Origin of the sequence: Streptomyces sp. B1I3 (assembly GCF_030816615.1) — a bacterium.
Classification (GTDB): domain Bacteria; phylum Actinomycetota; class Actinomycetes; order Streptomycetales; family Streptomycetaceae; genus Streptomyces.
Genome location: NZ_JAUSYD010000001.1, coordinates 2958005 through 2979509, shown reverse-complemented (window position 1 = coordinate 2979509; position 21505 = coordinate 2958005). Strand labels below are relative to the sequence as shown.

Below are 21505 nucleotides of genomic sequence, written 5' to 3'. Positions count from 1 at the left end.
CCTGACCCGGGCGCCAGGGCCCCTCACCCGGAGCCGCTGTGCTCGTGTGCCCCGGCACCGCGCCTGCGCACCCGGCTCCCTCATCCGGTCCGAACCCGACGAAAGACCCTGGACGCCCGTCCGGGATCGCGCCCAGCGGTACCGGCGTACCGCCGTCGTGCGCGCCCACCCCTCACATTCCATTCGGAAAAGGTATTCATGCTCAGCCAAACGTTCTCCGCGCCCGGTGCTCCGGCCCCGGCGGCACGGTATTCACCGGTGGTCCGCCGAGGCCCGCTGCTCGCGGTCTCGGGCCAGGTCCCGTTCCTTCCCGGTCAGCTCGAAGGTCCGGTCCCGGGCATCCGTGAACAGGCCCGAGCCGTGTTCACGCATCTCCAGGAACTGCTCGGGACAGCCGGCGCCGACGTCTCCGACGTCCTGATGGTCAGGCTCTACCTGGCCCGCGAAGAGGACTTCGCCGTGATGAACGAGATCTTCGACGAGGTGTTCGGCGACGTGCGGCCGGCCCGCACGACGGTATGGGTGCACCTGCCGGGAGGGCTCCTGATCGAGGCCGACGTCCTGGCGGTGGTCGGCACATGAGCGGGGACGTGACGACGGCCGCACAGCGTCCTTCCGTCGTAGGTGCCAATCACCGCTGGGTGATCCTCGGTATCGGTGTCGCGGCGCAGGCCAGCTTCTCCGCGGCGATCTCCGGGCTCCCGGTGGCCGGTCCCCAGCTGCGCTCCGCGTACGGCCTGAGCAACTTCCAGCTCGGTCTCGTGATCGGCGTGATCTACCTGGGCATCGCCGCGTCCGAGATCCTCTGGGGGGTGTGGACGGACCGCTTCGGTGAACGTCGTGTCCTGCTGCTCGGTCTGCTCTCCACCGGCGCCGTCCTGGCACTGATGGGGGTCGTCCTGGTGCCCGCCCACGGTTCCGTACCACCGCTCGCACTGCTCGTGGCGGCGATGCTCCTCGTGGGCCTCTTCGGAGGCAGCATCAACGGCTCGTCCGGCCGGGCGGTGATGACCTGGTTCCAGGACGGTCAGCGCGGCCTGGCCATGAGTATCCGGCAGACGGCGATGCCCGCGGGCGGAGCCATCGGCATCGCCGTACTCCCGGCCCTCGCCAGCAGTTCAGGATTCCGGCCGGTCTACCTGCTCCTCGCGGGCCTGTGCTTCGCGGCGGCCGCGGCCACCTGGCGCTGGCTGCACGAACCGCCCGAGACGACGGCGCCCGCCGGGGCGGTGCAGGTCGACAGCCGGTCGCCGCTCCGGCGCGGGGACGTCTGGCGGCTGGCCCTGGCCAGCTCCCTGCTGACCGTGCCGCAGTTCGGAGTGGTGACCTTCCTCGCGATCTACCTGCACGACGTCGAGCACGCCGGCGTCCTCGCCGCCGTGGTCGCCATGTGCATCGTGCAGTTCGGGGGCGGTGCGGCCCGGATCTGGAGCGGCAGGTACACCGACAAGCGGGGCAACCGGCGCCCGATGATCAGGATCATCGGTGTCCTGTCCGCGGTGGCGCTCGGTGTCTCCGCGCTGCTCGCCCAGGCTTCGTCACCCGTCGCCGTCGTCACGCTGGTGATCGGCGGCGTGTTCGCCAACGCCTGGCACGGCGTGGCGTACACCGAGATCGCCTCGATGGCGGGTGCCGGCCGATCGGGCACCGCACTCGGCCTGGAGAACACCATGGTGTTCGCCATGGGCTTCGTGAGCCCGCTGTTCATACCGCTGCTGCTCGGCTGGTCGTCCTGGAGCGTCGTGTGGCTCTTCGCGGGCGTCGCCTCGGCAGTCGCCGTGCCACTTGTCCCCCGGAAGGAAAAGGCGATATGAGCGTGGAAGCGACGGAGTCCATCGCGAACCTGCGGTCCGAGATCGACGTCCTCGACGAGAGGATCATCTCGCTCCTGGAACAGCGGACGGCGTTCTCCCTGCAGGTCCAGCGGACCCGGATGCGCGAGGGCGGCGATCGGCTCGCCTCCGAGCGTGAGCAGTGGATCGTCCAACGGTATGCCGACCGCCTCGGCGACAGGGGCGCGCAACTGGCGGGCCTGGTACTCGAGATGTGCCGTGGGAACACGAGGCGAGCACGATGACCACGATCGCTGTCGTCGGGGGCGGGCCCCGGGCCATGAGCATCCTGGAACGGCTCGCCGCCCGTGCGTCCGAGTCCCTCGAACCGGTCGACATCCACCTCATCGACACCGTGCAGGTCGGTTGCGGACAGGTCTGGCGCACCGATCAGCCGGACTGGTACCTGATGAACACGGTCGCCGGCGAGATCACCGCGTTCTCCGGCCCGCCGGACGCGGGCCCCGCCCGCCCGGGGGCCGGCCCCTCGTTCGCCCAGTGGTGGGACATGACCGACCCGGGGCGCGAGCACGCCAACGACTACGCCCCGCGCCGCCTGTACGGGCAGTACCTGCTCTTCCTGCTCGACACGATCGAGCGGGCACTGCCGTCCTCCGTCACCCTCCACCGGGTCGTCGCCACCGTGGGCGACCTGTGCAAGGAGGGGGAGGGGTACCGCGTGACCCTCGACGACGGACGGGAGATCCTCGCCGACCAGGCCGCCATCGTCACGGGCCATGCGCGGCCCCGTCTCTCGGGGCACCTGCTCGAACTGCAGCGGTTCGCGCAGAGCCACCCCGGCCTGCGGTTCGTTCCCGGAGGTTCGGCCGCGGACATGCCGCTGTCCGACATCGCCCCGCGCACCAAGGTCGGTGTGATCGGGATGGGGCTCACCTTCTACGACGTGGTGGCCGCCCTGACGGTCGGCCGCGGTGGGACGTTCACCGAGTCGGGCGACGGTCTCGTCTACACACCGAGCGGGGACGAGCCGTTCATCGTCGCCGGATCGCGCAGCGGCTTCCCGCAACCAGGACGCGGCCGTAACCAGAAGCCCTCCGGCTTCGCCTACCGGCCCGTCTTCTTCACCGAGGAACTCGTCCGCGCCGCTGCGGGCGACGAACGCCTCGACTTCCACCGGCACCTGCTGCCCCGCCTGACGGCGGAGGTCGACTTCGTCCACTTCACCACCGTGCTGCGCGAACGCTCCGGAGCGGCCACCGCCGACGAGTTCGCCGCGCGGGTGCGGGCCGGGGGCGGCGCCCGCGTCGCCGACCTGGCACGGTGCGCCGCGGACTTCGGCCTGGCCGGCCTGCCCGGCCTCGACTTCGACACCCTGGCCCTCCCGTTCGCGGCCCGCACGTTCGCCGACCGGGCCACGTTCGACAAGGAACTGCTCGCCGCGCTGGACGCCGACGTGCGCGAGTCGGAGCGCGGCAACGTGGACTCGCCGCTCAAGGCCGGTCTCGACATCCTGCGCAGTCTGCGCTGGATCATCCGGGAGCTCGCCGACTTCGGCGGCCTGACCCCGGCCTCGCACCGGGACGGTCTCGTCGACTGGTACGCACCGCGCAGCGCCTTCCTCGCCGCCGGGCCGCCCCTGGTCCGGCTGCGTGAGACGCGGGCCCTGATCGAAGCGGGCATCCTGCGGGTCATCGGGCCCCGGGCCACGTACGTGGCCGACCCCGCGGCCGGACGGTTCGGCGTCCTCTCGCCGCAGGTACCGGGAGCGTCCGAGGCGGTCGACACCATCATCGACGCCCGGATACCCGCGCCGGACGTCCGGGCGGACACCTCCCCGCTCACCCGCATGCTGCTGCGCCGCGGGCTGTGGTCCGAGTTCGTCAACGGCGGGGAGTTCCGCACCGGCGGGGTCGCGGTGACCCGGTCGCCGTTCCATCCGCTCGGAGCCGACGGCCGTCCGGAACGCGGCCTGTACGTGCTCGGCATCCCCACCGAGTACTCCCGTTACTTCACCCAGGTCGTCGCGACCGGGCCCACCGGGTGGAGCGAGTTCATGCGTGACGCGGACGACGTCGCGTCACACATGCTGCGCTCCGCCGAACTGAACGTCCACCCCCTGACGATCGGAGGCTGAAGATGTCACGGTCAGCTTTGCTCGTGCTCGACATGGTCAACGAGCTGGTCCACCCCGACGGGCACTACGCGCACGTGTGCCGCGAGCAGGTGGCCAGCCGCGGCGTGATCGAACGCACCGCGGCCGCGATCGACCGCGCCCGCGCCGACGGCACACCCGTCATCTACGTGGTGCTCGGGTACAGCAGCCACTACGAGGACTGGCCCGGTGAGTCGCCCCTGTTCGGCCCGGCCGACCCGGAGCACCGCTTCACCCTCGGCAGCTGGGGGACGCAGGTCCACGAGCGGCTGACGCCCGAGCCCGGTGAGGACGTCGTGGTCAAACAACGGGTCAGCCCGTTCTACGGCACGAACCTCGAGTTCCTGCTCAGGGCCCGGAAGATCGACACGCTGCTGCTGACGGGAGTCGCCACCGACCTGGTGGTCCTCATGACCGCCCGTGAGGCGCACGACCGCGACTTCTCCGTCCAGGTGCTCGAGGACGCCACGGCCACCGGGGACGAGACGCTGCAGGAGGCAGCGCTGCACATGCTCGCCCGCACCGCCGTGGTCACCAGTGTCGACCAGGCACTTCCGGTGGCAAGGAGGGCCGCCGCATGAGTACCCGTCCCGCTCCGGTCGCCGCGTCCATCGGGCGGTCCCCCACCGTGGCCCTCCTCGACGAGGTCCAGCGGCAGAAGGCGCGCGGCGTCGACGTACTCAACCTCAGCGGGGGTGAGCCCGACTTCGCGACACCCGAACACGTGGTCCGTCCGGCGGTCGAGGCGCTGCAGGCCGGCTTCACGCACTACACCCCGAGCCGGGGCCTCCCGGAGCTGCGCGAGGCGATCGCGGCCAAGCTGCACGCCGACAACGGGATCGTCGCGGACCCCGGGACCGACGTCATCGTCACCCCGTCGGCCAAGCACGCCATGTTCATCGCCCTCGCCGGCGTCATCGCGCCCGGTGACGAGGTGCTGGTGCCCTCGCCCGCCTGGGTCAGTTACGCCCCGATGGTCACGCTGCTCGGAGGGCGCCCGGTCGACGTCCCGCTCGATCCCCGGGACAACTTCACGATCACCGCCGAGCAGCTGTCGGAAGCGGTCACCCCGCGCACGCGGGCGATCCTGGTGAACACACCGAACAACCCGACGGGCCGCATGCTCACGGCCTCCGAGGCCGACGCGATCGCGCGGGTCGCCGACCGGCACGACCTCACCGTGCTGGCGGACGAGATCTACGAGTACATCCGGTACGACGGCCGGTCGCACCGCAGCCTGGCCGCCTGGCCGGGCTGCCGGGACCGCACGCTCACCGTCAACGGGTTCTCCAAGAGCTACGCCATGACCGGGTGGCGGCTCGGCTACGTCACAGGGCCGGCGGCCGTGATGCGGGAAGTCGTGAAGGTGCAGGAGCACACCGTCGGCTGCGCCTCCTCGTTCGTCCAGCGCGGCGCGCTCGGGGCCCTGACCGGGGAGTCGCGTGCCTGTATCGACGAGATGGTGGCGAGCTACGACGCCCGGCGCCGGTTCCTCGTCGGTGCGCTGAACAAGATCCCCGGCATCTCCTGCGCCGATCCGGAAGGGGCGTTCTACGTCCTCCCGGACATCTCCGGGCTCGGATTCGGATCGGCGCAGGAATGCTCCGCGTGGCTGATCGAGCACGCCGGGGTCGTCGTCACGCCGGGAAGTGCTTTCGGCCCCACCGCGGAACAGCATGTCCGGCTTTCCTTCGCGGCGCCCCTCGAGACCCTGACAGCCACGGTCGAGCGCCTCGCGGCGGTGCTGGACGCCGGCGGAGCCCCGCGGGGGACAACGGCCCTCCGCGCTGACAACCTGTCATGAGGCCCTGACGGGCAGCACGGTACGCACCCCGTGAACGCGCCACCGGGCGTTCACGGGAACTTTCATGAGGAGCCGGAGTTGGACACGAAGAAGAACGCCTTCCTTCCCGCAGGTGAGCCCGGGGCCGAGCCCGTCCAGCTGCTGACACCCGACGGCGAGCGCGTCCACCACCCCGACCACCCGCTCGACATCGGCCCCGACGAACTGCGGCAGCTGTACCGAGACATGGTGGTCGCCCGGCGCTTCGACAGCGAGGCGGTCGCCCTGCAACGCCAGGGGGAGCTGGCCCTGTGGGCATCGCTGCGAGGGCAGGAGGCCGCCCAGGTCGGCTCCGCCCACGCCACCCGCCGCGACGACTTCGTCTTCCCCACCTACCGCGAACACGCCGTCGCGCTGCACCGCGGAGTGGACCCCCTGGCACTGCTGCGGCTCTACCGGGGTGTGGACCACGGCAGCTGGCCCACCTCGGTCCACGGCATGAACATCTACTCGCTGGTCATCGGCGCACCCACCCTGCACGCGACCGGCTATGCGATGGGGGTCGCACTGGACGGTGAGGAGACCGCGGTCCTCTCCTACTTCGGGGACGGTGCATCCAGCCAAGGTGATGTGGCCGAGGCCTTCACCTTCGCCTCGGTGCACCAGGCACCCGTGGTGTTCTTCTGCCAGAACAACCAGTGGGCCATCTCCACCCCGGTGGCGTCGCAGACGCGGGTCCCCATCCACCGCCGTGCGGCCGGGTTCGGATTCCCCGGCGTCTATGTGGACGGCAACGACGTCCTGGCGGTCCTCGCCGTGACGCGGGCCGCGCTGGCCCATGCCCGCAGCGGCGCCGGCCCCGTCCTGATCGAGGCCCTCACGTACCGGATGAACGGCCACGCCACCTCCGACGACCCCACGCGCTACCGGAGCGAGGAGGAGACCGCCCACTGGGCCCGGAAGGACCCCCTCGCGCGACTGGCCGCCCACCTGACCCGGGAGGGTCTGGCCGACAGCGGCTACTTCGACATGGTGGACGAGGAAGCCGAGGAGCTGGCGGTCGGCGTACGCGAACAGGTGCGGGTGCTGCCCTCGCCGTCCACGGACGCCATTTTCGACCACGTCTACGCCGAGCCCCACTCCCTGGTGGACGAGGAGCGCGCGGAATACGCCCGCTTCCGGGAGACGCTGACCGGCCCGTCCTCCTGACTTCCGCGCGGTCGGGGACGCCGGCTCCTCCTTAAGTGCAGAAGAACTCGGCCGCCGGTCGATGCGGGGAAGGGAAAGGCGCTGCTTCAATTGTCGAGGAGCGCCGAGGTCCCGCCGGAACCATTCACCTCGTGTTCCGTATTCGCACTTTGCCGGCGGCCCTGCCGCGGGTCTGAATTCACCTTTCAGAATTCTCACTTCAACGGAAGGGAGTGGCGGTAGTCACCTACCGCTCATTCCGACCATGACAAAAAATGAACTCGATTTCCCTTCGTGGCGGACGAGGCCGGCCGCCCAGCAGCCCGTCTGGCCGGACCCCGAGGCTCTGAGCTCCGTGCTCGCGGACCTGTCGACCGCCGTTCCTCTCGTCTTCGCCGGTGAGTGCGACCAGCTCCGGGGCCGTCTGGCCTCCGTCGCCAAGGGCGAGGCCTTCCTCCTCCAGGGCGGTGACTGCGCGGAGACCTTCGACGCCGTCTCCGCCGACCAGATCCGCAACACGCTCAAGACGCTGCTGCAGATGGCCGCGGTGCTGACCTACGCGGCCTCCGTACCGGTGGTCAAGGTGGGCCGCATCGCCGGCCAGTACTCCAAGCCCCGATCCAAGGACACCGAGACCCGAGGCGGTGTGACGCTGCCGGTCTACCGCGGTGACTCCGTCAACGGCCTGGCCTTCACCCCCGAGTCCCGCACCCCCGACCCCGAGCGGCTGAGGCGCATGTACAACGCGTCCGCCGCCACGCTCAACCTGGTGCGCTCCTTCACCACCGGTGGATACGCGGCACTGGAACAGGTGCACGCCTGGAACCGGGACTTCGTCGCCCTGTCCGCCAGCGGTGAGCGCTACGAGAAGCTCGCCCAGGAGATCGACCGCGCGCTGGACTTCATGAAGGCGTGCGGGGTGTACCCCGACGAGTTCGAGAACGTCGAGTTCTACTCCAGCCACGAGGCACTCGTGCTGGACTACGAAGCCGCGCTGACCCGGGAGGATTCACGCGGGGGCGAACTGTACGACACGTCCGCGCACATGCTCTGGATCGGCGAGCGGACGCGTCAATTGGACGGGGCACACGTCGAATTCGCCTCCACGGTCCGCAATCCGATCGGGGTCAAGCTCGGCCCGGGCGTCTCGGCGGACGAGGCGCTGGCACTGATCGACAGGCTCGACCCGGACCGCGAGCCGGGCCGGCTGAGCTTCATCACCCGGATGGGAGCGGGAAAGGTCCGCGACCTGTTGCCCGGCCTGGTGGAGAAGGTCACCGCGAGCGGCGCCCAGGTCGCCTGGATCTGCGACCCGATGCACGGCAACACCTTCGAGGCGTCCAGCGGTCACAAGACCCGTAGCTTCGACGCGGTGCTGGACGAGGTCAAGGGCTTCTTCGAGGTGCACCAGGGCCTCGGCACCCATCCGGGCGGCATCCACGTGGAGCTGACCGGAAGCGATGTGACCGAGTGCGTGGGAGGCGGCGACGAGGTGCGCGTGGATCACCTCCACCAGCGCTACGAGACCGCCTGCGATCCGCGGCTGAACCGGAGCCAGTCGCTCGACCTGGCCTTCCTCGTGGCGGAGATGTACCGGGGCGAGTGACGTCCCCTGGCCGGTCCCCGTCGCCGTACGGGAGGGCCGCGCGCCTTCCCTGCGGCCGGACGCCCGCCGGCTGCGGCCGTGCCCGCAGCACCCAGAAAGGAAGAGCAGGAATGTCCCCCCGTTCGGACAGCGATCGGCTCGCGGCGCCGAGGCCGGCCGCAGAGGCCCGCGCACGCACGAGGACCCGCATGATCCCGTCCCACCCGATACCGGCGCCGGCAGGCGTCGGCGAACCGCTGCAGGAGGAGTCGTGAGCGCCCGCTTCCCCGGCTCGAAGAGCATGACCAACCGGGCGCTGCTGCTGGCTGCCGCCGCCCGGGGGACCAGCCGTCTGTACGCGCCGCTCCGGAGCGACGACACCCTCGCCTTCCGGGCGGCCCTGGCCGAGCTGGGGGTGCGCGTGACGGAGCACGCCGGGCGCGCCGCCGACGGTGCGCCGACCGGGACCACCGAGTACTGGGAGGTCACCGGTCTGGGCGGGGGGCCGTCCGGACAGGCGGACATCTGGTGTGCCGACGCCGGGACGGCCGCCCGCTTCCTGACGCCCTTCGCTGCGACCGGCACCGGGCGCTTCACCTTCGACGGCTCCTCCCAGCTGAGGGCCCGGCCACTCGCACCGCTCGTGGCGGCCCTCGCCGGGCTGGGCGCCGAGGTCGCACCCGGCCCGGACGGCTCACTGCCGCTCACGGTGACGTCGAACGGGCTCGACGGCGGCGGGATCGACCTGGCCGCCGGGCAGTCCAGTCAGTACCTGACCGGCCTGCTCCTGGCCGGCCCGCTGATGCGTACGCCGCTGACGGTGCGCACCGAAGGACTGGTGAGCCGGCCGTACGTCGACATGACGCTGGCCCTGATGCGCCGCTTCGGCGTCGAGGCCGCCGGCGAGGCCGGCGTGTACACGGTCCACCCCGGCGAGTACACCGCCACCGACCTCGTGATCGAGCCGGATGCCTCCACCGCCTCCTACTTCCTGGCGGCAGCAGCGGTGACGGGTACCTCCGTCACCGTCCCCGGGCTCGGAGAAGGCAGTCTCCAGGGCGACCTGCGCTTCGCGGAGGTCCTGCGCCGGACCGGCGCCCGGGTGCGGATCGGCCGGGACAGCACCACGGTCACCGGAACCGGGCCGCTGCGCGGTGGCTTCACCGTCGACATGGGCGAGATCTCGGACACGTTCATGACGCTCGCGGCGATCGCGCCCCTGGCGGACGCCCCCATCACCATCAGCGGCATCGGGCACGCCCGGCTGAAGGAGTCCGACCGGATCGCCGCCGTGGCGGAGAACCTCGAGGAGATCGGCATCACCGCCGACACCGGCCCCGACCGGATCACCATCCACCCGGGCCGCCCCCAGGGTGCGCGGATCTCCTGCCGGCGCGACCACCGGATCGCCATGGCCTTCTCGGTGCTGGGTCTCCGCGTACCGGGGATCACGCTCGACGACCCCTCGTGCGTGGCCAAGACCTTCCCCGGCTTCCACGCCGAGTTCCGGCGGGTCTTCCCCGGGCACCACCGCCTGCTCCGGGACGTGGCATGACCGGGCGCCGCCACGGCGCGGCACCGGCAGAGGGACGCGAAAGGACGTGGCGCTCATGAGTAGCCTGCGCTGGCTGACAGCAGGGGAGTCGCACGGCCCCGCACTCGTCGCGACGCTGGAGGGCCTGCCCGCGGGCGTGCCGGTCACCACGGGGACGGTGGCCGGGGCGCTGGCGCGGCGGCGGCTCGGTCACGGCCGCGGCGCCCGGATGAACTTCGAGCAGGACGAGGTGACCATCCTGGGAGGCGTCCGGCACGGTCTGACGCTGGGCTCCCCGGTGGCGATCATGGTGGGCAACACCGAGTGGCCGAAGTGGGAGCAGGTCATGTCCGCCGACCCGGTGGACGAGGAGGTGCTGTCCGGGCTGGCCCGCAACGCGCCCCTGACCCGTCCCCGGCCCGGCCACGCGGACCTGGCTGGCATGCAGAAGTACTCGCTGGACGAAGCCCGTCCGGTCCTGGAGCGCGCCAGCGCCCGGGAGACCGCGGCGCGCGTTGCGATCGGTGCCGTGGCCCGCTCCTACCTGCGGCGGACCTGCGGCATCGAGCTGGTCTCCCACGTGGTGGAGCTGGGCGCGGCCAGGGCCCCCGCCGGGTCGCTGCCGGTGCCGGACGACGAGGCACGCCTGGACGCGGATCCGGTGCGCTGCCTGGACGTGGACGCCTCGAAACGGATGGTCGTCGAGATAGAGCAGGCCCGCAAGGACGGTGACACCCTCGGTGGTGTCGTCGAGGTGGTCGCCTACCGGGTGCCGGTGGGCCTCGGCTCGCACGTGCACTGGGACCGGCGGCTCGACGCACGGCTCGCGGCGGCGCTGATGGGCATACAGGCCATCAAGGGCGTGGAACTGGGCGACGGATTCGAGCTCGCCCGGGTGGTGGGTTCGCGCGCGCACGACGAGATCCTGCCGGGCGCGGACGGTGTGTACCGCGCGTCCGGCCGCTCGGGGGGTACCGAGGGCGGTCTGTCGACGGGTGAGCCGCTGCGGGTGCGCGCGGCCATGAAGCCGATCGCCACGGTGCCGAGGGCGCTCGCCACCGTCGACACCCGCACCGGCGAGGCGACCAGGGCCCATCACCAGCGCTCCGACGTGTGCGCGGTGCCGGCCGCCGGAATCGTCGCGGAGGCGATGGTCGCCCTGGTCCTCGCGGACGCGGTGGCCGAGAAGTTCGGCGGCGACCACGTCACCGAGACCCACCGCAATGTGCGCGGCTACCTGGACAACCTGGTGGTGAGGTGACGTGCTCGACGTCCGGCGACGGAGCTTGCGGCCCGAGCTGGACGCCGAGGACTGCCCCGTCATACTCACCCGCCGCCGGGCTCACCGGTTCTCCAACTCCCGGCCGACGAGGGCTCATCACCTCGGTGCGGACCGGGGTCCGCCCCAGGGGACGGCTCCCGGACAAGTGCGGTGCCGGGTGCGGCGGGTGGCTGCACAATGAAGTCCATGAACACCGCGGAACGCCTGATCGAAAGCACGCGTGAACTGCTCTGGGACCGGGGTTACACCGCCACCAGCCCCAAGGCGATACTGCAACGGGCGGGGGTGGGGCAGGGGAGCATGTACCACCATTTCACCGGGAAGGCGGACCTTGCCCTGGCGGCGATCCGGTGCAGTGCCGAGGAGGTGAAGGAGGAGGCGGAACAGCGGCTGTCGAGCTCCGGCACATCACTCGACCGGATAGCCTCCTACTCGGCCGGCGCGTCGGACGTGCTGCGCGGCTGCCCCGTCGGGCGTCTGACGGCGGACCCGGAAATCGTCGACGACGACCGGATGCGGCAGCCCGTGGAGGAGACGTTCGCCTGGCTGCAGCAGCGTCTCACCGCGGTTCTGTCCGAGGGCCAGGAGGGGAAGGACGAAGGCGACGCCCTCGACCCCGCCGACACGGCCGCGGCCATCCTCGCCGTCGTCCAGGGCGGCTACGTACTGGCCCGCGCGTCCGGCTCCGCCGCATCGTTCGACCAAGCCGTCAACGGCCTGCTGAGCATGCTGAACCGGCTCGCGGCCTGAACGCGGAACCACCGCCCGGCAGCCGGACGGTGCGGTCCGGGAAGACGCCTCACCCGACCATGGCCGCCAGTTGTCCGCCCGGCACCGTCTCCGTGTCGAGGCCGTAGGAACGCTGGAAGAGCAGAACGGCTTCAAGACGGTTGCGGGCACCGAGTTTGGTCAGCGCGTGCGACACGTGACTCTTGACCGTGGCCGGCGACACGTGCAGCTGGGCCGCCGTCTCAGCCGTCGACATACCTTCCGCCAGGCTCTTCAGCACCTCCCGCTCACGTGAGGTCAGCGTGTGCAGCAGCTGCTCGGACCCGGCCGTGTGCGCGCTCGACGACACGGGCATCCGCTGCGCGTAGAGGACGCGCAACTCCGGTGACAGCACGGTGTGTCCGGAGGCCACCGCGCGGATGGCCGCCGACAACCCGGCGACCTGGATGTTCTTCACCAGGCACCCGGTGGCGCCGGCCGCGAAGGCGGCGTCGAGCCGTCGCTTGCTCCAAGTGGTGCCCACGAGCAGCACGCGCACCTTCCGCGACTCCAGCTGACGCACCAGCTGCGTCACGTTCTCGCGCGGGACGGACACCAGGACCACCACGTCGATCCGCTCCAACGGCCACTGGTGCAGCGGCTGTTGTTCGTTCACACTGCCGACCACCTCCAGATGCGGCGATCTGTGAAGGACGCTCGTGAGGACGTGTCGCGATATCGGGTCGTGGTCCGCCACCAGTACTCGTACTCTTTCGTCGGCGGCATGGTCGGCGCCGAAGAGTTCACGCTCCAGAGACATGTCTGCGTCCTTCACTTAGCTGTGCGGTCTGGACCGGGCCCGAGCCTAGTTCGCAGAATGTCATTCAGCAATGCTGAACAGCGTTTCCGTAAAAGTGTGCCTCGCCACAGTCGCCGGTGACGCTCCCTCGGGGCCCCCGGGCCTTCGCCCACCCCTCCGTCCGGAGTGCCGGCCGGCCGGCGCGGGCCGGCGGTGCGCCGGTTCGGGGGCCGGTATGTGGGCGGGCTCGTCGACGCCCTCGCGCGGTACGTCGCGCCGGCGCGGGGGTGCGTGCGCGTGTCACCTGCGACCGTGAGTAGATGAAGCGTCAAATGCCTTCGTATGAACAGTGGATGAGGGTGTCCACCCCTCGGACAGAAGGCCTACTTGGGCTTCTCTTTACTCCGTCGCTCGTTGTCCTCACCTGCCCCACGCCTTACGATCGGGTTTCTGCTGCGGTTCCAGCTCCTGTGTGAGCACCCTGTGATGTCGCTTGACAGTGTGGTCGAGGGACGGCGTCCCCCTATCGTCACGGCTGAAGGGAAACCGAGTGGATGTCGTGCTGGCTCGAGACTGGTTACGAGCCTTTGCAAGAGCGACCTACGCCAACAAGAGCCACCTCACCGTCCTCGACTCCGCGATCGGCGACGGCGATCACGGAGTGAACCTCTGCCGGGGGCTCTCGTATGTCTGCCGATGGCTGGACGAGGGTGACGTACCGGACTCCGTGGGGGGAGTGCTGAGCGAGGTGGGAGCGCTGCTCCTGACCCGGGTCGGTGGCGCTTCGGGGGTGCTGTACGGCAGTGCCTTCCAGGCGATGGGGGCCGAGTTGGCGACCACCGAGGCCGATCCCCACATGTTCACGGACGCCCTCGACGCCGGGCTCGCCGTCATCGTCAAGCTGGGGGCCGCCGCCCCGGGGGACAAGACCATGGTGGATGCCTTCGTGCCCGCCCTGGCGGCCTTCCGCGGTTCCTGCGTCGAGATCAGCTGTCTGCGCCGTGCGACCTCCGCGGCCGCGTCGGCGGCGAGCGCCGGAGCGGAGTCCACGATCCCGCTGTTGGCGCGCAAAGGGCGGGCGTCCTACCTGGGCCATCGCAGCATCGGATATCTGGACCCGGGGGCCGTCTCAACGGAACTGCTCTTCCGTTCCCTGGCCGAGGTGGTGTCATCCGCCCGTGCATGTGTCTGACCGGGGACGTGGACACGCGTATGTGTCCGACCGGGCACGTGGACACGCGCCGGGTGTCCTGCCGCCCGGCGGTCGAGCTGCCCGAGGAGGCGAGGCGGGCCCGCCTCCCGGGCGCCGGTGGTCAGGCGTGGCGGGAGCGGTAGAGGGCTGCCTTGGCGCGGTTGCCGCACCGGGTCATGTCGCACCAGCGGCGCGAGCCGCGGTGGGACCGGTCGACGTAGAGCCGGGTGCAGCGCGGTGCCGCGCACTCCTTCACCAGCTGGGGCGTGTCGGTCATCAGCTGGATCGCGTCCCGGGCCACGGTCGACAGGACGGCGCCGACCGTTCCGTGATGCCGCACCGTGCCGTCGGGCCGGAGCTCGGTGCGTACCGGATTGGGGGTCGCGGCGCGATTGACCGTGGCGCAGTCCTCGGGGGGGTAGGCCGAGTGGTCGGCCGCGGCGAGCATGAGGCGGTAGATCGCCTCGCGCAGACGGACCGCCGAGGCCAGGTCGCCCCGGGTCGCTGTCGTGGCGGCGTCGAGGATTCCGGATGAGGCGGTCCACTCGGAGAGTTGGGCCGTCGTGGTGAGCAGGTCCAGCGGGGCATCACGCCGGCTCTGCACGGTGCCGACGAAGTCAAGGGCCACGCTGCCGCTGACAAATGCGAAGTTCATCCCTCAAGAGTAACCGCGTTGACTGGTTCATCGAGGCCCCTGTAGTGTCCTGAATAACCTACTGATCTGGTTACTTCCTCAGTGAGAGGCCACCACTGCAATGCAAGGCGCCGACCCGAAACCCGCCACGGTCGAGGCAGCGGCCGAGGAGCCGCAGGCCACTGCTCCGCCGGCTCGGGCCAACGCGGTGATCCCCGCCGTCTTCGTGGTGCTGTGGAGCAGCGCGTTCATCGCGGCGGTGCTCGGTACCGATGCGGCGCCTCCCCTGCTGCTGACGTTCTCCCGCTTCGCGGTCGCCGGCGTCCTGCTGGCCGTGATCGCCGTGGTGAGCAGGTCACCCTGGCCCAAGGGCCGTCTGCTCCTGCATGTGATCGTCACCGGTCTGTTGATGCAGGCGGTGCAGTTCGGCGCCTTCTACACGGCCATCGGTGCGGGCCTGCCCGGCGGTGTCGTCGCGCTGATCCAGGGGTTCAACCCCGTGTTGATCGCCCTGCTGGCCGGGCTGTTCCTGGGTGAGGAGATCACCAGGCGGCAGTGGCTCGGTTTCGCCGTGGGCGGCGCGGGTGTGGCCCTCGCGGTCGCGGGCGCCTTGCACTTCTCCGCCGCCGCCATCGTGCTGTCCTTCGTGGGACTGCTCGGCCTGAGCGCGGGCACGGTCTACCAGAAGCGCTTCACCCAGGGTGCGGACGTCCGCAGCAGTACGGCCGTGCACTTCCTCGCCAGTGCACCCGTGATGGGCATCCTGACCCTGACCCTGGAGGACCCGAAGGTGTCCGACTGGGGCGCGTTCGGGGGTTCACTGGCGTGGATCGTCCTGGTCAACTCGGTGGGCACGTTCCTCCTGCTCAACTTCATGCTCAAGAAGCAGGCCGCCAGCCGGGTGGGCACGCTCTTCTTCCTCACTCCGGCCGTCACCGCCCTGCTTGCCTGGCTGGTCATCGGTCAGACGCTCGGTTACTCCGCGATCATCGGCCTGCTCCTCGGAGGGGTCGGTGTTCTGCTCGCGGCGCGCAGGTAGACAAGGTCGTCACCCGCTATGCCGCTCCGCGACGCACACGTACAGACAGAGAAGAGAAGAGACATGAGTATCAAGGTCGCCATCAACGGATTCGGCCGCATCGGGCGTGGGTTCCTGCGCGCCGCACTCACCCATGGAACCGATCTTGAAGTTGTCGCGGTGAACGACCTCACCGACGCGGCGACCCTCGCGCACCTGCTTTCCTACGACAGCACCATGGGCCGCCTGAACGCCGAGGTCGAGGTCGACGGTGACTCCCTCGTGATCGACGGCCGGAAGATCGCGGTCTACGCGGAGCGCGAGCCCGGCAAGCTCCCCTGGGGTGAGCTCGGCATCGACGTCGTGGTGGAGTCCACCGGTATCTTCACCGACGGCAAGAAGGCCGCCGTGCACCTCGAGGCGGGTGCGCGGAAGGTACTCATCTCGGCGCCCGCGTCGAACGAGGACATCACGCTCGCGTACGGCATCAACCACGCGAAGTACGACCCGGCGAACCACCACGTCGTCTCGAACGCGTCGTGCACGACGAACTGCCTGGCGCCGCTCGCCAAGGTGCTGCACGACGGGCTCGGCGTGGAGCACGGTCTGATGACCACGGTGCACGCGTACACGCAGGACCAGAACCTGCAGGACGGTCCGCACAAGGACCCCAGGCGCGCCCGCTCGGCCGCGATCAACGTCGTGCCCACCTCGACCGGTGCCGCCAAGGCCATCGGCCTCGTCCTGCCCGAGCTGAACGGCCGGCTCGCGGGCCTGTCCCTGCGCGTCCCCGTGCCGGTCGGCTCGCTGACCGACCTGTCCGTGTACCTGTCGCGGCCGACGACCGTCGAAGAGATCAACGGGCTCTTCGCTGAGGCGGCGGCCGGTCCGCTGGCCGGTGTCCTGCGCTACACGGACGCCCCGCTCGTCTCGTCCGACATCGTCGGCGACCCGGCGTCCTGCATCTTCGACTCCAAGCTGACGACGGTCACCGGCGACGGTCGCCACGCGAAGGTCTTCGGCTGGTACGACAACGAGTCCGGCTTCTCCCACCGGCTGATCGACGTCGCGCGACTGCTCGGCGCCGAGGCCTGATCCACGACGGGTGGCCGCGCGGGTGCGGTCACCCGTCGTCCTGCCCCGAGCGGCCGCGGCCGCTCGGGGCAGGACGTCTTTCGTGCCGTGCGGCGGAGCGGACCGCCGGCGATCAGCCGAATGCCTGCCAGGCGATGCCCCGCCCGGCCCCGAGCTCCCGCGACAGCAGGGTCGCGACCTCGCGTACGGCGACGGCGTGCTGCTGCCTACACTCCTCGGTGAGGAGCCGTTCGGTGGAGCCGACGACGCCGATGGCGCCCGCCACGTGCCCGTGGCGCTCGAAGACCGGTGAGGCGATGCCGGCTTCGCCCAGCGCGCTCTCCTGGTCCTCCTGCGCGTAGCCGAGCCGCCTGATCTCTTCCAGCTGGCCCGCGAGGACGCCGGAATCGACCACGCTCTGCCCGGTCAGTGTGGCCAGTTCCCCCTGGAGCAGCACCTCCTGCTCCTTCTGCGGCAGGAACGCGACCATCGCCTTGCCCAGGGCGCAGGTGTTCCAGGGAATGGTGGCGCCGAGTTCGAGGATCTGGACCCCGCTGCCGCGCCGGAACGCGTGGTGCACGACGAGGACGTGCCGGCCGTCGAGTACGGCGACCCATACCGCCTCCCCGGTGCGCTCCGCGAGACCGTCGGCCCAGGGCAGCGTGCGCGACCGCAACTCCTGTGTCTCCAGGTAGGAGTTGCCGAGACGCAGCAGCGCAGAGCCCAGGAGGTACTTGCTGGTCTCCTTCTCCTGGCGGACGAACCCCTCGGCCTCCAGCGTGCGCAGCAGTGCGTGCACGGTCGGTTTGGACACACCGATCCGTTCAGCGATCTCAGTCACACCCAGGCGAGGGCCGGCTGACGCCAGTTCGCGGAGGATGCTCACCGCACGCTGAACAGACTGCACCATGACCTTTACTCGCATTCAGTATTACGGAATACCATTCAGGAAGGGAACATACACCCGCTGGGGCCGAGGCACCCGTCAGCGTAAGGCTCGCTTCCGTCCGGCGGCCGGTGCGCCGTGGTCCGGTCCGGCGCCGCACGGGCAGTCGTCCTGCGGGGGCGTCATTGTTCCGGCTCCTCGGACATGAGCTCGTACGGCAGGTGACCGTCGTCCGGAAGGAACCGCTCGATCCGCCTGAGCAGGATCACCCGATGCGGCCATGGACCGAAGGTAACAGCGCGTTCGGACGGCGGGCTCCGGGGTGGCCCGGCCCGGTGAGGTGACGAGGGTGCCGCAATGCGGGAGGAGAGTCTGCGCGGCGGGCACCTCGCGACCGCCGACGAGGCCCTCTCACGGCACGGCGTCCCGGGGACGAAGGCCCCGTCGTACCGTGGGGTGAGGAGCCGGCCGGTCCTCCCGGCCGGCGTCGCGTGTCCGGCGCCCGTGCGGTCACGCGACGCCGGGCCCACCGCGCGGAGCCGGGAAGGCACAGCGAACAGGACGCGACCAGGACCGCGACCGGACAGGGAGAACGCCATGTCGTACCCGGAACCCACCTACACCGCCGGTGAGGGCGAGATCAGTGCGCAGTACCGGCCCGCGGACACCGCTCCTGATCTGCTGACGCGCACCGGTGGCAGCACGCACTACCTGGCGACGACGGAGACCACACGCGGTGAGTTCGGGCTCTACCGCATCGACATGGCCCCCCGGGCGGGCGGTCCGGCCACGCACTTCCACCGCTCGATCTCCGAGTCGTTCTTCATCCTCGGCGGGACGGTACGGATCTACAACGGCGAGCAGTGGACCGACACCGTGCCGGGTGACTTCCTCCACGTGCCGCAGGGAGGCCTGCACGCCTTCCGCAACGACTCCGACGAGCCCGCGTCGATGCTGCTGCTCTTCACGCCGGGGGCACCGCGCGAGGAGTACTTCGAGAAGGTGTCGCAGGTGTCCGACTGGCCGGAGAAGGAGCGCGCCGAGTTCTTCGCCAAGCACGACACGTACTGGACCGACTGACGGTCCGGCCTTCCGGCCGGGGCGCCCGGCGGCTCGGCCTTCGACGGCACGGCCCGGAGGGCACCGCCCTCAGAGGGCCATCCCCGTCTTGAGGCCCGCCCCGCACAGGGGTACGACGACGCTCCCGTCCGTCCGGTCGCCCACCGCCGCCCAGCAGGCGACCCCGGTGGTCTCGACGAAGAAGCCACGGGCGGCCAGGTCGCGCTGCGCCGCACGGATCCGGTCCTCCGTCACCGTCAGGAAGGTGCCGCCCGACTCCCTGACGGCCGCCAGGATCTGCCGTGCGCGCGGAGGCCGGGGAATGGCGATGCCCTCGGCGAGCGTCGGGGCACCCGCACTCCCGGTCCCGAGCAGATCGTCCGCGCCCGCCCGGAACGCGGCGGCCAGCGGGGACACCGCCTCCGCCTGCACGGCGATCAGGGCCGGGCGGCGGGCGATCAATCCGTGGGCGAGGAGCTCGGCGGTGGCGAGAGCCGCGCCGAGAAGCAGGGTGCCGTTGCCGACCGGCACGGCGATCGCGTCCGGCAGCGTGCCGCCGAGGTCCTCCCACAGTTCGTAGACGTAGGTCTTCGTACCGTGCAGGAAATAGGGGTTGAAGACGTGCGAGGCGTAGAAGGTCCCAGGTGCTCCGGCGGCGGCCCGGGCGGCGAGCGCCGTGGCTTCCCGGCCCCCCGGCACGATCTCCAGCCGGGCGCCGTGGGCCCTGATCTGCTCGGTCTTCTTGGGAGAGGTCCCCTCGGGCACGTACACCGTGCAGGGCAGCCCGGCCCGGGCGCAGTACGCGGCGACGGCCGTGCCCGCGTTGCCGCTGCTGTCCGCGACGACCCGCTCGGGGGAGAGCCTGCGGGCCAGTTCGGCCAGCATCACGGCGCCGCGGTCCTTGAAGGAGAGCGTGGGCATCAGGTAGTCGAGCTTGGCCGAGACGTGGCCGGTGAGGGGGACCAGCGGGGTCCGTCCTTCGCCGAGGGAGACCGCCGGGCCGGCGAGCGGAAGAGCCTCCTCGTAGCGCCACAGTGAATTGACGCGCCCGGGCAGGGAGTCGAGGCGGACCGGTGGCCGGGCGCCGACGTCGAGGTCCCAGGGGCCCGCGCAGACCGGGCAGCACCAGTTCGCCGTGGTCACCTCGGCCCGGGTTCCGTCCTGCGGGCAGAGGTAGGTCGCCGTGGAGATCAGGGTGCCGGTCATGGGACGAATGTACGTGGCCCCGGCCGGCCGTTCCCGGGGCGCTTGTCCCGTCGCCGGGCCTGACGGCGGGCCTGACGCGGACCGGTCGCCGCCGCCGCGCCGGCGGTGCGGTGACGACGGCCCGGGCCCCGCGACGGCCCGGGCCCCGCGACGGCCCGGGCCCCGCGACGGCCCGGGCCCCGCGACGGCCCGGGCCGTGCCCGGGCCGTGCCCGGTCAGTGCCCGCTGAGGCCGCGGTCGACGGCGGTCATCAGTTCTCCGTCGTCCGTGTCCCCGTCCAGCGACCAGAACATCGCGCCGCCGAGCCCCCGGTCGCGGATGTACGAGGTCTTGGCGCGGAGCACCTGCGGATCGTCGTACGTCCACAGGGTGGTGCCGTCGAACAGCCAGGCGTGACCGTTCCGGTTGTCCCGGTGCACCGTGTACTGCCCGGAGCCGGCCAGCTTCCTGAGTGCCTTGTAGTCCTCGTAACCGGCGGCGTAGGTGGCCGGTGCGGGGGCCGCGGCCGGCTGCCCGAGTCCGTCGCCGCCGCCGGTGACCCCGGTCCAGCCCTGACCGTAGAACGGCATTCCCATGACGAGCTTGCGGGCGGGAGCGCCGCGCCTGACCCAGTCACGGACCGTCCCGTCGACGCTGAAATCACCCTCGGCGTACAGCGCGGACTGCTGGGCGGTGGCCGCCTCGCCGGAGACGTGGAAGTCGTAGCCCTGGAGGTTGACGAAGTCGAAGTCCCGCATGACGCGACGCACGTCGAACCCTGCGTCGATCTTGGTGGGAGCCGTCGGGACGAACGCCGACAGCTCGTAGTGCCGCGGCTTCGTCCCGCCCTTTGGCCGGCTCTTCGCGTAGGCGTCGAGCTGGGTACGGAACTCGTGTACGAGGGCGGTGAAATTGCGCTTGTCCTCGGGGCGGTGGACCGTGTCGGTGTCCCCGGCGGATCCCGGCCACTCCCAGTCGATGTCGATGCCGTCGAAGAGGCCGGCGGCGGCCCCCTCGCCGCCGCGGGCGCCGTCCACGGGCAGGTTGCCCTTGATGTACAGATCGATGCAGGAGGAGACGAGCGCCTTGCGGGAGGCCGCGGTGCGCGCCGCGTCCGAGAAGTGGGTGGACCAGCTCCAGCCGCCCAGCGAGATCATCACCTTGAGACCGGGGTGCGCGGCCTTGAGCTCGCGCAGCTGGTTGAAGTTGCCCGCGAGGGGCTGGCTGTCGGTGTCGGCCACGCCGTCCACCGAGCCGGCGGCGTCGAGCGGGCGGGCGTAGTCCGCCCAGGCGTCCGCCTCGCCGGGCACATTGCCGGTGAAGCACTTCCCTTCGGCGCTGACGTTGCCGAAGGCGTAGTTGACGTGGGTCAGCTTGGCCGCCGTGCCGCTCGTCTCCAGGTCCTTGACCTGGAAGTCGCGCCCGTAGACGCCCCATTGCGTGAAGTAGCCGACGGTCCTGTACGCGCGCTCGTGGTGGCTCCTGTGGCGGTTCGCTTCACGCCCCGAGTCGGCGGCGGACGCGGGGGCGAGGCCGGCCAGCAGCATGAGGGCGCAGGCGGCGGTGGTCAGTCCGGACAGATTTCTTCGGCGCATGAGGGCTCGTTCCTGTGCGTGAATCCGATGCGGGAGGG

20 protein-coding genes are annotated in these 21505 nt (G+C 70.8%); 15 read left to right on the top strand and 5 right to left on the bottom strand.

Features of this window, described 5'->3' with window-relative positions; translation table 11 throughout:
* Positions 1–198: 198 nt before the first annotated feature.
* From QFZ58_RS13435 to QFZ58_RS13385, 11 genes are all read left to right on the top strand, one after another.
* Positions 199–582, top strand: a complete 384-nt coding sequence (locus QFZ58_RS13435; protein ID WP_307125159.1) for a RidA family protein — start codon at positions 199–201, stop codon at positions 580–582.
* Positions 579–1814, top strand: coding sequence for an MFS transporter (locus QFZ58_RS13430; protein ID WP_307125158.1), 1236 nt, complete (start codon positions 579–581; stop codon positions 1812–1814). Before QFZ58_RS13435 ends, QFZ58_RS13430 begins: the two co-directional genes overlap by 4 nt.
* The gene (locus QFZ58_RS13425) at positions 1811–2077 is read left to right on the top strand and encodes a chorismate mutase (protein WP_307125157.1); all 267 of its coding nucleotides are present in this window, start codon (positions 1811–1813) and stop codon (positions 2075–2077) included. Before QFZ58_RS13430 ends, QFZ58_RS13425 begins: the two co-directional genes overlap by 4 nt.
* The gene (locus QFZ58_RS13420; RefSeq protein ID WP_307125156.1) at positions 2074–3927 is read left to right on the top strand and encodes an FAD/NAD(P)-binding protein; all 1854 of its coding nucleotides are present in this window, start codon (positions 2074–2076) and stop codon (positions 3925–3927) included. Before QFZ58_RS13425 ends, QFZ58_RS13420 begins: the two co-directional genes overlap by 4 nt.
* A gap of 2 nt (positions 3928–3929) precedes the next feature.
* Positions 3930–4526, top strand: coding sequence for a cysteine hydrolase family protein (locus QFZ58_RS13415; RefSeq protein WP_307125155.1), 597 nt, complete (start codon positions 3930–3932; stop codon positions 4524–4526).
* Entirely contained in the window at positions 4523–5749 is a 1227-nt protein-coding gene (locus QFZ58_RS13410) for a pyridoxal phosphate-dependent aminotransferase (protein ID WP_307125154.1), read from the top strand. Before QFZ58_RS13415 ends, QFZ58_RS13410 begins: the two co-directional genes overlap by 4 nt.
* A 78-nt stretch (positions 5750–5827) precedes the next feature.
* Positions 5828–6937 carry a pyruvate dehydrogenase (acetyl-transferring) E1 component subunit alpha gene (gene pdhA / locus QFZ58_RS13405; protein WP_307125153.1) on the top strand — a complete coding sequence of 370 codons (1110 nt, stop codon included), beginning with the start codon at positions 5828–5830 and terminating at the stop codon, positions 6935–6937.
* A gap of 244 nt (positions 6938–7181) precedes the next feature.
* Positions 7182–8522 carry a class II 3-deoxy-7-phosphoheptulonate synthase gene (locus QFZ58_RS13400; protein WP_307125152.1) on the top strand — a complete coding sequence of 447 codons (1341 nt, stop codon included), beginning with the start codon at positions 7182–7184 and terminating at the stop codon, positions 8520–8522.
* Positions 8523–8772: 250 nt separating this feature from the next.
* Positions 8773–10056: a 3-phosphoshikimate 1-carboxyvinyltransferase gene (gene aroA / locus QFZ58_RS13395; RefSeq protein WP_307125151.1), complete on the top strand. Its 1284-nt coding sequence runs from the start codon at positions 8773–8775 to the stop codon at positions 10054–10056.
* A gap of 55 nt (positions 10057–10111) precedes the next feature.
* On the top strand, positions 10112–11296 hold the full coding sequence (gene aroC, locus QFZ58_RS13390; protein WP_307125150.1) for a chorismate synthase: 1185 nt from the start codon (positions 10112–10114) through the stop codon (positions 11294–11296).
* A gap of 207 nt (positions 11297–11503) precedes the next feature.
* A complete protein-coding gene (locus QFZ58_RS13385) occupies positions 11504–12067 on the top strand; it encodes a TetR/AcrR family transcriptional regulator (RefSeq protein ID WP_307125149.1) in 564 nt (187 codons plus the stop codon).
* Between the two features lie 49 nt (positions 12068–12116).
* Here the strand turns inward: QFZ58_RS13385 and QFZ58_RS13380 are convergent, their stop codons facing one another.
* Entirely contained in the window at positions 12117–12845 is a 729-nt protein-coding gene (locus QFZ58_RS13380; protein ID WP_307125148.1) for a response regulator transcription factor, read from the bottom strand.
* A 538-nt stretch (positions 12846–13383) separates the two neighbouring features.
* Between QFZ58_RS13380 and dhaL the strand changes: the two genes are divergently transcribed.
* The gene (dhaL, locus tag QFZ58_RS13375) at positions 13384–14016 is read left to right on the top strand and encodes a dihydroxyacetone kinase subunit DhaL (RefSeq protein WP_307125147.1); all 633 of its coding nucleotides are present in this window, start codon (positions 13384–13386) and stop codon (positions 14014–14016) included.
* Positions 14017–14137: 121 nt separating this feature from the next.
* On the opposite strand, the gene QFZ58_RS13370 is transcribed toward dhaL, so the two are convergent.
* Positions 14138–14671: an ABATE domain-containing protein gene (locus QFZ58_RS13370; RefSeq protein ID WP_307125146.1), complete on the bottom strand. Its 534-nt coding sequence runs from the start codon at positions 14669–14671 to the stop codon at positions 14138–14140.
* Between the two features lie 100 nt (positions 14672–14771).
* Between QFZ58_RS13370 and QFZ58_RS13365 the strand changes: the two genes are divergently transcribed.
* Complete coding sequence (locus QFZ58_RS13365) at positions 14772–15689, top strand: DMT family transporter (protein WP_307125145.1); 918 nt, start codon at positions 14772–14774, stop codon at positions 15687–15689.
* 63 nt (positions 15690–15752) lie between these two features.
* On the top strand, positions 15753–16763 hold the full coding sequence (gene gap, locus QFZ58_RS13360) for a type I glyceraldehyde-3-phosphate dehydrogenase (RefSeq protein ID WP_307125144.1): 1011 nt from the start codon (positions 15753–15755) through the stop codon (positions 16761–16763).
* Positions 16764–16875: 112 nt separating this feature from the next.
* Here the strand turns inward: gap and QFZ58_RS13355 are convergent, their stop codons facing one another.
* Positions 16876–17652, bottom strand: coding sequence for an IclR family transcriptional regulator (locus QFZ58_RS13355; protein WP_307125143.1), 777 nt, complete (start codon positions 17650–17652; stop codon positions 16876–16878).
* Between the two features lie 573 nt (positions 17653–18225).
* Here QFZ58_RS13355 and QFZ58_RS13350 point away from each other — a divergent pair.
* Positions 18226–18708 carry a cupin domain-containing protein gene (locus tag QFZ58_RS13350; protein ID WP_307125142.1) on the top strand — a complete coding sequence of 161 codons (483 nt, stop codon included), beginning with the start codon at positions 18226–18228 and terminating at the stop codon, positions 18706–18708.
* A 69-nt stretch (positions 18709–18777) separates the two neighbouring features.
* Here the strand turns inward: QFZ58_RS13350 and QFZ58_RS13345 are convergent, their stop codons facing one another.
* A complete protein-coding gene (locus QFZ58_RS13345; protein WP_307125141.1) occupies positions 18778–19893 on the bottom strand; it encodes a threonine synthase in 1116 nt (371 codons plus the stop codon).
* 215 nt (positions 19894–20108) lie between these two features.
* Positions 20109–21467, bottom strand: a complete 1359-nt coding sequence (locus QFZ58_RS13340) for a glycoside hydrolase family 18 protein (protein ID WP_307125140.1) — start codon at positions 21465–21467, stop codon at positions 20109–20111.
* Positions 21468–21505: the final 38 nt, after the last annotated feature.